The following is a 12,895-nucleotide window of genomic DNA, read 5'->3' as shown; positions in this document are numbered from 1 at the left end:
GTTTTAGAATAAGTCATTCAGTGAACTTTTCGGAAAGGACGGTTCTACTCTCGTGTACTTATCAAAACTAAAAAAGAGATTAAGCTCGCGTTTCGGCTTTTTCCTCTTATTAGTCTTTCTTTTTTGGCTAAAAACAATTGCTGTATATTTAATTGACTTTCAGCTTGGAGTTACTGGAATTTATCAATATGCAGTTCTTTTAATTAATCCTATAGCAACAACTGTCTTATTTTTTGGCTGCGCTTTATATATAAAACGCACTACTCCAGCCTATTTGACACTTTTTCTAATATATATTGCAAACTCAGCGTTACTATTATTCAATGTCATTTATTATCGCGAATTTACCGATTTTATGACAATTAATGTTATTTTTGGTTACTCTTCTGTCTCAGAAGGATTAACGACTAGCTCTTTTGCACTATTAAAACCGCAAGATGTTATTATATTTGTTGATATTATTTTAATAATACTTGGATTTGCTACTCGTTTTATTAAATTTGACCGTCACCCTATTCCCACAAAACAAGCGGCTGCTATAACATCATTTGCTCTTTTCTTTCTTGTTTTTAATATTACGCTTGGTGAAATAGGCCGTCCTCAGTTACTGACCAGAGCTTTTGACCGTAATTACTTGGTCAAATATTTGGGGATCGATACTTTCACACTGTATGATGGTTTAAAAACTGCCAAGAATAATCAGGTTCGTAATGAGGCAACAAGTTCAGATTTAAATAGCATTTTACAATTTACAAAAAAACATTATGCAAAAGCAAATCCTAGTATGTTTGGTATCGCTAAGGGACGCAATGTTATCGTTATCCATTTAGAGAGCTTTGAACAATTTCTAATTAACTTTCGTTTGAATGGAAAAGAAGTTACACCCTTTTTAAATAGTCTTTACAATAGTAAATCTACTTACAGCTTCTCCAATTTCTTTAACCAAGTAGGACAAGGAAAGACTTCGGATGCCGAAAATATGCTTGAGACTAGTACATATGGATTGTCTCAAGGTTCTCTTTTTTCATCACTTGGAACCGACAATACCTTTGAAGGAGCTCCGGCTATCTTGAATCAAAGGGCAGGTTATTCAAGCGCTGTTTTCCATGGGAATAAAGGTTCCTTCTGGAATCGCAGTAATGTATACAAAAATTTAGGATATCAAAATTTCTTTGATGCAAGCTATTTTAATACGAATGCCAATAACCTCACAGAATATGGCTTAAAAGACAAATTACTCTTCCACGATTCTGTTAAATATTTAGAAAGACTCCAACAGCCTTTCTATGCCAAATTTATTACTGTTTCCAATCATTTTCCATATGAGCTGGACGACCAAAATACAAGTTTCAAGGCAGCTAATACAGGTGACAGTTCTGTTGACAACTATTTTGTGACCGCTCATTATCTAGATCAGGCTGTTAAAGAATTCTTTGATTATTTGAAGAAAAGCGGGCTGTATGATAACTCAATGATTATCATATATGGTGATCATTATGGTATATCTAACTCACGTAATCTGAAGTTAGCATCACTGCTGGGTAAATCATCGTCCACTTGGACCGATAATGATAACCTTCAAATGCAGCGTGTGCCATTTATGATTCATCTGCCAGGAACTCAAAATGGTGGCGTACAAACACAATATGGCGGTGAAATTGATGTCTTGCCAACATTACTTCATCTACTGGGAATCAGCTCTAAGAGATATATTCAATTCGGAACAGACCTCTTCTCTAGTGATCATGATCAGGTGGTTGCTTTCCGAAACGAAAACTTTACAACACCTAAGTACTCTGTAGTTAATGGTGATATATACGATAATAGTACTGGTCTTCAGATAACACATCCTTCAGCAAGTTTAGCTGCTAAGATCAAGAAGGAAAGTGCGAAGGTTAATACTGAATTGACCTTGTCAGATACCTTGAATAACAAAAACTTGTTACGCTTCTATGTTCCAAAAGGTTTTACACCCGTTAATCCCAAAAACTATAATTATAAAAATGATTTCGGTGAAATCTCAAAAATCCAAAAAATTCTTGGTAAGAAATCTACTAGTTTATGGAGTAAGAATGGAAATAAGACAACTGTTTCTGATTATGTTTCTGACGCACCCGAACTTAAAACAACAGATGATAACGCTAAAAATGTTTCAAGTGCTGTAGCCTCCACGAAGAACTCTTCCTCTGTTAGTGAGAGTTCTAGTTCGTCTGGTGATTAACAGTAAAAATGATTTCCTTCTAATTTTAGTTATAACAACATAATTCGATAAAATTTGAATTATTAATATGCTAAATTACAAACACAACGGCTACTTTGCTGTGATTAATCCGAAGTTGAATGAAAAATTTTGACTTATGAAATATGTTTATACTGAATAAATAAAGGAGCCAGCTCAAAAATTAAATTTGAGCTGGCTCCTTTATTTATTCAAAAACTTATATAACAATCGATCCAATCATTCTTAGTATCAGACCTCATATCTTGCTTCTAGTTAACCTCTATCTTTTATCGGGAAATATGAGAGTAAATGTAGTTCCAACCCCTATTTTACTGGTTACTTCTACTTTACCTTTATGCATCTCCATCAATTGTTGAACGATAGATAACCCTAGACCAGATTCACCATATTTAGTATTTCTACGTGAAGGATCTGCCTTATAATATCTTTCCCAGATATTTTTTAACTGTTCCTCTGACATTCCAATTCCATCATCAGAAATTCTAAAGATACTGCATCTATGTCCGCGCTCAGCGGAAATGGTAATTGTTCCATTTTCAGTAAATTGGATTGCATTTTGTGTAATATTGAAAACTATCTGTACAAATCTATCATAATCAGCATAAACTTCTAGCTTGGCTGGTCCAGTAACCTCGATTGTATCTCCAGAATTATCAGCCTTTTTACGTAACTGTTCCTGTACATTCTTCAACACATCCATACCATTGAAGACTGACTGTCTCAGACCAATTTGTCCACTCCTGATCTTCTCATAATCAAGGTTTTCATTAACAAGTCTGATTAGGCGTTTAGTCTCATTACGCATAAGCTTAATACTCTTGTCCTTATCTTCTTCGGGAATAGCATCGTAAACAAGCCCCTCTAGCAGTCCGTTAATGGTCGTTAATGGTGTCCTCATCTCATGAGCGGCATCCGCCATAAACTGCCGCCTTCTTTGTTCCTGGACCCTTATTTCTTCATTGGATTTCTTCAAAGAGACTGTCATCTTGTTGAAGTCCTTTGCCAAGTCGTCAAGCTCATCACGTTTATTGTCAATTACTTTGACATCAAAGTTCCCATTAGCAACTGCTCTTGTTGCTTTTCGTAATTTACCGATTCTTTTCGTTGTATAATGGGCCAAGAAATAACTGATGAGAATTCCCAAAAGTGCAGAAACAAGTAAAACATACAAGAGATTTTTCTGAATTTTTGTAAATGATTCCTGAATACTGGAAACTTTAGCTCCCACAGATATAACGGCAACTAACTTGCCAGAACTGTCAAAGCATGGCGCCAAGATGTCCGTCATTCTTTGTTGATTCTGTACATTTTGCTTGTCTGAGCCGCGCCAACCCAAGTCGCTTTTTCTTCTTAGGATTTCACCTTTTTTTAGTTTTTTCCAGTCCTTAGCAGAAATAACTGACTTATATCCCGTTTTGGGATACAAAGTATTATTTCGGCTAGTATAAATAGTAAAATGCACCTGTTGGTTACTCAATAAAACTTCACTAGTCCTTAACTTATCAACATCTAAAGTCAAAACTTGTTTGCCATTTTGATCTTGAATCATCATAGACTGATTCTTTAAACTATAAGCATATCCTTCCAACTGTTGCCACGTATTTTCATAAATCACTTCACGTGTTATATGGAAAAAAGAAAATCCCAAAATCAGCAAAAGGGTCATAATTAGTATGAAGAAGGCAAGCATTTGCTGATAAATTAACTTCATTATTCTTTCACCTCAAGGTCGTCAAATTTATATCCTACCCCCCAAACTGTCTGAATTACTTGTGGACCGACCTTCTCAATTTTTTGTCTCAGCTTTTTAATATGTGCATCGACCGTTCTCTCATCCCCATAAAATTCGTAATGCCAAACCAACTGCAATAACTGATCTCTTGAAAAAACCTGTCTTGGTTTTTGCGACAATGTCTTTAAAAGATCAAATTCCTTAGGAGTAAGATTCTTAATCATATTGCCATATAAATACGCCTCTCTGGTTTTTGTACTCAGCTTAAAATGATCCGTTATTACATCAAATGAATCAATGTCCTCTTGTTCGACAGAAGCTGTGCTGTTGCCCAGTGCGGCTCTTCTGTGCAACGCCTTAATTCTTGCAATCAGCGTAATCGGACTAAATGGTTTAACAACGTAATCATCTGCACCCATCTCAAGTCCTAGTACTTGATCACTCTCTGAATCACGAGCCGTTAAAATAATGATCGGAACTGTCGTAGAGATAGCCCTAATCTCATTGTTAACTTGGATTCCGTCCATCCCTGGAAGATTTAGATCAAGGGTAATCATATCCCAACTTCCTGGACTCTCCTTAAATTTAGATAGTGCCTCAAGTCCATCATATGCATATTCAACATGCCAATTTTCTTTTTTAAAAAACATTGCCATCATTTCTGAAACAGATTTGTTATCTTCAATCATTAATAGTTTCAAGTTATCCACCCATCCTTTTTTACACACTTTGCACCCCGAAATGCTAAAGAATGCTACTATCAAGTTATCCTATACTAAAAATGTTGCATTTGTTTGAAATTTCTGAAAAGAAACAAAAAAACTAGATTTTTTGTAGCAAAAAAGGTTGTTGAATTTCCCTGATAATTCAACAACCCTCAATTCATATGGAGATGGCGGGGATCGAACCCGCGTCCAAGCATATCGTCACCTAAACATCTACGTTCATAGTCGTATCATTTAAAATTCGCCATTAATCGCGCCATACGACAAGGCTAACATCAATGACTAATCTGATTAATCTCTTCTGTCAGCTTCAGATGGGAGCATTCAGCGTAAGTCCACTTAATTTAGGACCTGCGACCGATACATGGACGATATCGGGCAGATCTACACTAGAGCGCGCTTAGGCAGCTAAAGCGTAAGAATAGTTATTATTTTTTGCAGTTATATTTAACTGAGCGTCTTTACGTCACGCAACTACGAAACGCAGTCCAAGCTCGACCTATACCTGTCGAATCCAAAACATCCCCATAGTTAAATAATACCATAACATGCAAAATAACTAAAGCAGATTAATAAACAACCACTGCCTCTTTTTGTGAAAGGCTGTCATATACACTCTTCATATTGGCACTTGGTGTATTAGCACATCCACCTGAACCATTATTCAAATATGCTGTACTCGACCAATCGGTTCTCCAACTTGCGTCATGGAACCCGCATCCACTGTTAGTAAATTGAGCCCAGTAGTTAACTTTTACAGAGTAATTTGCATTTCCTGCTTCGCTACCTTCTAGCGTGGCAGGAGACTGTTTGTACATTATATACCAAACACCAGTTGGAGTATCCTCATTCGTACTATGCTTTCCAGTTACGATATTAGTCGTATAGACTTCTTTACCGTCTATATAAAACCATGCTCTTTGATCCTGAATTGATACTTCAGCGTAAGTTGTACCAATACCATCATTTGCCAAGTTATTATAACCAGTTCCATAAGTTAGATAACCAACACCATATATATCAGAAGCTGCATCTACCTCACCTGAATTTTTGATAAAAGCATTACTGATTGTTTCATATGAATCGCTACCCTTTAGTGCCCAGCCATAAGTTCCACCTGGGACATCTACAACATTTCCGGCATGAGTCTTGAATGATATTCCCTTTTGCAACGTTGCCTGTTTGCTATTAATATCCTTGACTTCATTTAGTATCCCGTCTTGCGCAATTTGATACTTTCCGCCGATATATGTCGCCTGACTAATTACATCCTTACCTGACAAAGTATAACTTGTTTGTTGTACCTTATACACAACTGTTCGCTTAGCCAGTGCCTCTAACTTTGTTTTTTGCTTTTGTACCTGGCTACTTAGACTTGTTACCGGCTGAATAATATACTTCTTTATATTCGTAGTAGGTTGATTTTTTTGCTTCTCATATGCTGCTAAAATCTTAGCAACATCATACTGGTTTCCCTTTTTGGAAACAGTATACGTAATCTTACCATATTGCAGAACTGCATGTGAATCAACTGCGGCAGTTAATTTACTATTTTTACTGTTCAATAATTGCTTCAGTTTTGGCTTAATCACTTTGTTTCTATAATCACTCACATTTGATGGTGTTATTTGATAGCTTATTTTCTTAGACTGTGGGAAAAAAGACCACTGCTTCTTAAGCAACTCTTTAACCTTGCTCAAATCTTTCTGGGTAAATCCAGAATTTGTTTTCTTTCCTTTAAGAAACAATTTCCCATTCAAATAAACATTATTGTTTATCTTCTCAGATTTCAACTGTGCAAGTGCACTTTTCTCGCTCAAACCGCCAACTGAAACACCATTTATTTGTACATTCTTATTGAAATGAGTTGAACGATAATACGTGTAGCCGCCAACGACCGCTGCAATCAAAAAAATTGCAGCCCCTGCAACAGCTAACACTACTTTATGTTTAATTTTAACCACCTCATATTAATTAATTTAACTCATAGGATAACATAAAAGAGCTTCAGATATAACTCTTTTGCAAATTAAAATAAGTTATTTACGTATTACTAAAACTGAACATGGTGAATTCTGTGCCAAATAACTAGCTTGAGAACCGATAAAAATTTTCTTACGACTACTTACATGCTTTGTTTTTGAACCACAAATCAATACATCCGGTTCAAAAGTCGGTATAATATCGGAAATAATTGTAGGTGCTGGTTTCCCCTCTGCTACAAAACCCTCAACATCTTTAACACCGTGTTCCCTTGCTACTTTGACGTATACTTTAACATCCGCAAGTAAAGTATCGCTAATTTTATTGCGTTTTTCAGGACTAAGTGCTTCAAAAACATTTATATCCTCTAATTCAAGTATTGAGACTATCCCCAATTTTGCATGATTCCTGAATGCAAGCGTGACCGCAAACTGAAATGCTTTAATTGAAGAACTAGAGTCATCTTGATCAACAGCCACCAGAACTCTTGCAAACGGTTTGTCCTCTATTTCAAATTGTAAAACTTTTTCATCTACTGCCATATTACCGCTTCCTTTCATTTTACCATTTTTGTGGATTCCACAATCGTCCATCTAATTCGCTTTCTGCCTGCTCAATTCTCTTTCCTTGTTCTCCACACAGTTCAGCTAAATATTCAAAAAAAGCTCGCTTTTTATAATTCTTTTCTTTTTTAGCCAATCCAGTTGCCTCGGCCACCAACCATTCGCTAGTATTCATTGTCATCAACTTTCCTCATCAAATTAATTTCATCTTTTAGTTCAGACAATCTTTCTTTCTGTTCAATAAAAGTATTAAGTATTAATTTTATTTTAGGATTATCTTCTTTAGCTCTTATTTCTTTTAAAAATTTAATTGCCCAGTCTTGCCTTTCCTCAAAATTAGCAGGTTGATTTAACTCAAGATACTGTAAATAATCAACCAACAATCTTTTCCTAGCTGCTTCGGTCTGGTACACAAACTTTTCGATTACAAAATATGGAATTAATCTCAATCCCAAGTTGTTTGCCAATGAGCCGATTGGGCTAAGCAAACTTGAAAGAGAATACCCCACACTTCCGCCTAATCGGTATGCTTCTTCAGATTGACCAATATTTACGACGATTCCAAGTTCTTTACCACTTAGCCACACCTTATCATCCTGCTGTAAAGTCAACCTCAGCCACTCAAATAATATTCCTGGTGCGCTGTACCAGAGCAATGGAAACTGCAGGATAATTCGCTGATTTGACCGTAACAATTCTCTATTTTTAGTGACTTCATTCAGAGTCTCATTATTCAGCTCTAACCATGTAGCATTTTGCTGTAACTCTGCGGCTTCCTTTAAAAATTGTTGTGTACTGGAATCCTTAATCTCCGGATGTGCAACAACCACTAATGTTTTCAAGCCAGCCACCTCCATTACATCTTGTCCATCGTCTTGTTCAACAACTCATCGACAAATATATTTCCCTTGTTATTCAAATGTCCCTTAGTCCAACTAAAACTAATATTGGGAAACTTATTAAGTTGAATTGCCAGCTCTTGCCAAAGTTCTTGATTAGCTACCTGTTTTCCAGCTGATGTTTTCCAACCACGTCTTTTCCAATTAGACAACCAATTCTTATTAACCGCATCAAGGACATATCTAGAATCAAGAATCGCCAGTATTCGATTGTTGTTTAGGCTTTGCCTTTCTAGTTCTTTTAATGCCATAAGAAGTGCCATGATCTCCATTCGATTATTTGTAGCACCATACTCACCTGCAGACTGTGAGAATTTCTCATTATTCTTGATAAATAAGAACGCCCATGCTGCTTTATCGTCTTTTTTTACATGTTGCCCTTTTTTATTACCATTATTACGTGAACCCCCATCGGTCCATAGGGTTATCTCGGCCTGTTTCTCTAAACTCGAACTATTGTCTGCCTGCTTGGATGTTTTTTGGATAAACTTATTTGGATTATCTAACCATGCTTTCGCCTCTCCAAGATCATTAAAGCCCTTGAACCTTGCTTGCTGATAGCCCTGAACCTGTACTTGACATTCAGACCAAGATTTATATATTCCAGGTTTTCTACCCCGAGACACGACATAATACTTAAATGCGATTTTAATCATCCTCACTTTGTAACTGATTATAATACATTAATCCAGTTTAAACTATTCCATTAACTTTTTATACTTATAAGAAAAGATAAATAGAAAAAAACATGGCAATTGAACCAAGCATTACAAAAATGTGCCAGTAAACATGTACATACTTTACACCTTTAATGCTGTAAATACCCGCTCCAAAAGTAAACATCAGCCCACCTATCAATAAAAGAGCAAATCCGACTTTTCCAAGTGAAAGAAACAAACTCTTTGCCCCCAGCAAACATAGCCATCCCATCAAGACATACGTTACCGTTTCAATCCATTGAAGCCTGTCATTGTGTATGAACAAATGAAATAAGATTCCAAGCACTGTTAACACCCAGATAATAGCTAGCATCCAGATACCTTGAGTACCCTTAATTGCTAATAAACAATAGGGTGTGTATGTCCCTGCAATCAATATAAAGATACTACAATGATCCATCACCTGAAAAAAAGTTTTTGCCCTTGTAAAGTACAGCGAATGGAATAGTGTTGATGATGTATATAAAGTTATCAACGAGATACCATATATTAAAAATGAAGTCATAACTACCCCACTATGTTCTGTAACACCTTTAATTATTAACAAGACAAAAGCTGCTATACTAAGCGTAACTCCTATCCCATGGGTAATACTACTCCAAATTTCATTTAATAATCTTTCTTTTGTGTTCATCCTTATCTCTCCTTACATCAAATGGTTATATAGTTAATATAACATAGATTGCAAGTCTAGGTAACGTAAAAATGAAAATTTAATTTTAGATTTAGATAAGTGCATATGCTATACTTGAATTATCTAATTGGTGAAAGAGGTTTTTTTAATGCATAATGAATTTGAGAAATGGTTAACTGATTTTAGTAAGGAAAGACTTCCGCTCTGGAATGAATTTCCCGACTTTGACTTGTACATGGACCAACTTGTAAATTTAGGAAATCGTTATCTGGAAAATCTCATTGATACAAAAATAACTGCCTCAATGATTAACAGTTATGTTAAAAAAGGATTGATGGAGCGACCGAGTAAAAAAAAATATACAACTACAAATGTTGCTGAATTGGTTGTAATCAGTCTGTTAAAATCAATTTTTCCTCTTGAAACTATTCGAAGTGGCATAAAACAATCTATCAAGGATGTCTCGGTCACAGACTCATACGACTATTTTGCTAATCTTTTTAATCACGCTCTGTCCAGAGTTAGTCTAACAAATTCTCCTCAAGTTAACTCTCTACCCTTAAATGAAAATATGATTCAATTAACTGAACAATTTGCAGTTCATGCAGTTATATATAAGATGATTGGTGAAAAACTTGTGAACCTACAGAGAATCTCAAAGAATAAGTAATAGTTATCCAAGAATTATTATTTTTTAAGGTGTATCCCAATTCTACTAATTATTACTATGTATTTATGTTATTGTTCACAAATCTTTATATTTCATTATTTTTAGTAAAAAAAAGCAACCATAGAAGGTTGTTTTTTTATTACTAAATTATTTAACTTCTGGTGTACCGAACCAATCAATACGTTCCTTAACAACATCTGTAATAGCCTGTGTTCCAGGAGCAAGTAACTTACGAGGATCGTAACCCTTGCCTTCAAGATCTTTTCCGGCTTCGATGTATTTACGAGTTGCATCAGCAAATGCTAATTGACATTCTGTATTAACATTAACTTTTGAAACTCCCAATGAAATAGCTTTTTGGATTTGTTCCTTAGGAATACCTGAACCACCATGTAATACAAGTGGTGTTGCAATTTCAGCTGCAAGTTCCTTCAAACGATCGAAGTGAAGTCCCTTCCAGTTTGCTGGGTATTTACCATGGATATTACCAATACCACATGCAAGATAATCAACACCTGTTGCGGCAATCTTCTTAGCTTCTTCAACATCAGCTAATTCACCTTCACCGATGATACCATCTTCTTCACCACCAATTGAACCAACTTCTGCTTCAACTGTGATATCCTTAGCATGTGCTAAAGCAACAATTTCTTTAGTCTTTTCTAAGTTTTCTTCAAATGGAAGATCATGACCATCGAACATAACGGATGTATACCCTACTTCGATACATTCCTTAGCAGCTTCGTAGTTACCATGATCCAGATGCATTATAACAGGAACAGTAATTCCCATTGACTTAACAGTTTGTTGTACCAAGTTAAGACATAATTCATAACCACCCATGTACTTTGCAGCACCCATTGATGTTTGAATAAGAATTGGTGTGTTTGTTTCTTGCGCAGCAGCAAGAATTGCACGAGTCCATTCCAAGTTATTTGTGTTGAATGCTCCGACTGCATAGTGACCTGAGCGAGCAGCGTCAAAGATTCCCTTACCGTTTACGATTGACATAAAACAGCCTCCTAAATTATATTACTCTTTTGAGTACGTCTATATTCTAACACATTTTCATGACAATTCTAATTAATATTTGAAAGTTTTCACAAAAGGTTTTCCCTTACATGTCGTTCTTTCATTAATTAAGACTTCCTCAATGATTCTTCCTTATTTTGTGAGTATCCACAAGCGGACAGCCTACATCTTCGCAATCATGACAGCCACTACTTCCCTTTTTCAAAAAACGTGAATATACAACATAAGCGAATGCTGAAAAAATTACTAATGCTAAAACGATTGTAGCAATCATACTATCGTACTTCCCTTCATCTCATCTTGAACTTCAAAAATCTGCTCTTCCTTATCCTTTTTAATCACTAGGCAATACACAAAAATTGCGGTAACCATTAAAACTACAGCAATTGCCTGCCAACTATCATTATTGATTGATCGATAAGTCTGAAATATCAACAGAGCTACTAAATATGCAACTGACGTCTGGTATCCCACAGCTTTCAATGTCCACTTTGCGTCACCATACTCCTTGTACATCGTACCAATTGCTGCGAAGCATGGAGCACAAAGCAAGTTAAATGCTAAAAAGGAATATCCGGCCATTGCCGAATAGGTGCCTCTCAATGATTCTGTAAATGCTGTTGCTGTCCCGCTGCCAAATGCTATTCTTAGCGTCCCCACACAATTTTCTTTCGCGATTAATCCAGCCAAAACAGCAACGGTCGCCCGCCAATCCCCAAAACCCAATGGAGCAAATAACGGGGATAAGATTGTTCCAAAAAACTTTAGCATACTTTTTGACTGAGAAACAACCTGTAATTTAAAGTTAAAATTCGAAAGAAACCAAATCATGACACATGAAGCAAAAATAATTGTACCCGCCTTTTTGATAAATCCATTTGCTCTATTAATCACCTGATTTAAGACATTTGCAGCTCTAGGAAAATGGTAGGCTGGTAATTCCATCACAAACGGCAGTGGCGGTCCAGAAAATAATTTGGTCTTCTTCAAAAAAATACCTGAGCCAACGACAGCAAGCATTCCCATAAAGTATGCAGAAGGTGCAACCCAGCTTTCATTTGGGAAAAAGGTTCCTGAAATAAGTGCAATGACGGTTAATTTAGCTGAACAAGGCATAAAGGTCGTAAGCATAATTGTCATTTTGCGATCTTTCTCATTTTCAATTGTCCGCGTTGACATTATTCCTGGTACACCACATCCCGTAGAAATCAACATTGGAATAAATGATTTCCCCGACAAATTAAATTTATGAAAAATGCGATCCATCACAAATGCGATTCTTGCCATATATCCGCAATCTTCCAAAATACCAAGGCACAAAAATAACATCATTATCTGTGGAACAAATCCCAAAATCGAGCCCATACCATTAATTATTCCATCGACTATCAGCCCCTGCATCCAACCGGCTACTTGTAAACTCTTTAAAACAGACGTTGCATAGTTAGGAATCCATTCCCCGAAAAGCACATCATTGACCCAATCTGATCCCATCGTACCAATCGTTTGGATAGACAAATAATAAATCAACCACATTACCAAAACAAAAATAGGTAACGCCAAAAAACGGTTAGTTAAGATTATGTCCAGCTTATCACTCAAACTTGCCTTAAAATCATCAGTAGAGATCACTGCCATCTCAATTATTTTCGAAATAAAATCATAGCGGGCATTAACAATTATACTATCACTACTT

At 36.0% G+C, this 12,895-nt stretch carries 13 protein-coding genes and 1 other RNA gene; 2 read left to right on the top strand and 12 right to left on the bottom strand.

Features of this window, described 5'->3' with window-relative positions; all coding sequences use genetic code 11:
• Positions 1–52 precede the first annotated feature (52 nt).
• Positions 53–2,221, top strand: a complete 2,169-nt coding sequence (locus tag IV36_RS07090; protein WP_056991495.1) for an LTA synthase family protein — start codon at positions 53–55, stop codon at positions 2,219–2,221.
• A gap of 280 nt (positions 2,222–2,501) precedes the next feature.
• On the opposite strand, the gene IV36_RS07085 is transcribed toward IV36_RS07090, so the two are convergent.
• The 9 genes from IV36_RS07085 to trhA form a co-directional block, all read right to left on the bottom strand.
• Complete coding sequence (locus IV36_RS07085; RefSeq protein ID WP_056991494.1) at positions 2,502–3,953, bottom strand: sensor histidine kinase; 1,452 nt, start codon at positions 3,951–3,953, stop codon at positions 2,502–2,504.
• A complete protein-coding gene (locus IV36_RS07080; protein ID WP_056991493.1) occupies positions 3,953–4,675 on the bottom strand; it encodes a response regulator transcription factor in 723 nt (240 codons plus the stop codon). The genes IV36_RS07085 and IV36_RS07080 overlap by 1 nt, the downstream gene beginning before the upstream one ends.
• 183 nt (positions 4,676–4,858) lie before the next feature.
• Positions 4,859–5,226, bottom strand: a transfer-messenger RNA (tmRNA) gene (gene ssrA / locus IV36_RS11880).
• Positions 5,227–5,268: 42 nt separating this feature from the next.
• Positions 5,269–6,609: a L,D-transpeptidase gene (locus IV36_RS07075; protein ID WP_235810275.1), complete on the bottom strand. Its 1,341-nt coding sequence runs from the start codon at positions 6,607–6,609 to the stop codon at positions 5,269–5,271.
• A 129-nt stretch (positions 6,610–6,738) separates the two neighbouring features.
• Entirely contained in the window at positions 6,739–7,224 is a 486-nt protein-coding gene (locus IV36_RS07070) for a universal stress protein (protein ID WP_056991491.1), read from the bottom strand.
• A 19-nt stretch (positions 7,225–7,243) separates the two neighbouring features.
• Entirely contained in the window at positions 7,244–7,426 is a 183-nt protein-coding gene (locus IV36_RS07065; protein WP_056991490.1) for a hypothetical protein, read from the bottom strand.
• A complete protein-coding gene (locus IV36_RS07060) occupies positions 7,410–8,096 on the bottom strand; it encodes an NAD(P)H-dependent oxidoreductase (RefSeq protein ID WP_235810274.1) in 687 nt (228 codons plus the stop codon). Before IV36_RS07060 ends, IV36_RS07065 begins: the two co-directional genes overlap by 17 nt.
• A gap of 5 nt (positions 8,097–8,101) precedes the next feature.
• Positions 8,102–8,800, bottom strand: coding sequence for a ribonuclease H family protein (locus IV36_RS07055; protein WP_056991488.1), 699 nt, complete (start codon positions 8,798–8,800; stop codon positions 8,102–8,104).
• A 64-nt stretch (positions 8,801–8,864) separates the two neighbouring features.
• Positions 8,865–9,497 carry a PAQR family membrane homeostasis protein TrhA gene (gene trhA / locus IV36_RS07050; protein WP_056991487.1) on the bottom strand — a complete coding sequence of 211 codons (633 nt, stop codon included), beginning with the start codon at positions 9,495–9,497 and terminating at the stop codon, positions 8,865–8,867.
• Between the two features lie 148 nt (positions 9,498–9,645).
• On the opposite strand from trhA, the gene IV36_RS07045 reads away from it, so the two are divergent.
• Positions 9,646–10,167 carry a DUF1836 domain-containing protein gene (locus tag IV36_RS07045; RefSeq protein ID WP_056991486.1) on the top strand — a complete coding sequence of 174 codons (522 nt, stop codon included), beginning with the start codon at positions 9,646–9,648 and terminating at the stop codon, positions 10,165–10,167.
• Between the two features lie 147 nt (positions 10,168–10,314).
• On the opposite strand, the gene IV36_RS07040 is transcribed toward IV36_RS07045, so the two are convergent.
• The 3 genes from IV36_RS07040 to feoB form a co-directional block, all read right to left on the bottom strand.
• Entirely contained in the window at positions 10,315–11,178 is an 864-nt protein-coding gene (locus tag IV36_RS07040) for a class II fructose-bisphosphate aldolase (protein ID WP_056991485.1), read from the bottom strand.
• A gap of 139 nt (positions 11,179–11,317) precedes the next feature.
• The gene (locus IV36_RS11875) at positions 11,318–11,473 is read right to left on the bottom strand and encodes a FeoB-associated Cys-rich membrane protein (RefSeq protein WP_003687671.1); all 156 of its coding nucleotides are present in this window, start codon (positions 11,471–11,473) and stop codon (positions 11,318–11,320) included.
• On the bottom strand, positions 11,470–12,895 hold a 1,426-nt coding region (feoB, locus tag IV36_RS07035), incomplete at its 5' end, for a ferrous iron transporter B (RefSeq protein WP_056991518.1). The genes feoB and IV36_RS11875, both read right to left, overlap by 4 nt.

Source organism: Liquorilactobacillus mali (assembly GCF_001437155.1).
Taxonomy (GTDB): domain Bacteria; phylum Bacillota; class Bacilli; order Lactobacillales; family Lactobacillaceae; genus Liquorilactobacillus; species Liquorilactobacillus mali_A.
The sequence above is the reverse complement of the archived record's forward strand: the minus strand, read 5'-3'. Positions and strand labels throughout refer to the sequence as shown.